We start from the raw sequence: 364 nt of genomic DNA, 5'->3' as shown, positions 1-364 counted from the left end.
AAAAGATCCCTGGAATTCACAGTGTAAACAGAATCGGCCTGTAGCTCGGCTGAAGCTAGTAGTAATAGGGCTTCCACTTCGGTATCGCTTACCTCAGCAGTTCGAAATGATTCCGATACTGGAGAACTGCTTTCTGCCAGAAGCGAATTTTCCTTTGGCTCGTCAGCTTCTGGCTCTTCGGAAGGAGTTCTGAATGCTAGCTGACCTTGTTCTTCAGCAGCGTTCCTGGAAGGGGTCTCAAAAATGTCTTTTTTGACACCTCTTTCTGCGGAAGATTTTTTCTCTTTCACCTTCTCTTCCGAAGCTAAAGGCTGCAGCACTTCAGGTTCTGAGCTATTGTTCTCCAGAACCTTATGCTCCACCT

At 46.7% G+C, this 364-nt stretch carries 1 protein-coding gene; it reads right to left on the bottom strand.

The window, feature by feature from the left end; translation table 11 throughout:
• Nucleotides 1–320, bottom strand: a 320-nt coding sequence (locus HC176_RS17680; protein ID WP_167920317.1) for a hypothetical protein, incomplete at its 3' end; no start/stop codon positions are given.
• Nucleotides 321–364 lie beyond the last annotated feature (44 nt).

The sequence above is a fragment of the Tamlana crocina genome (genome assembly GCF_012037625.1).
Note: the sequence above shows the minus strand (reverse complement) of the source record. Positions and strands in the feature narration are given on the sequence as shown.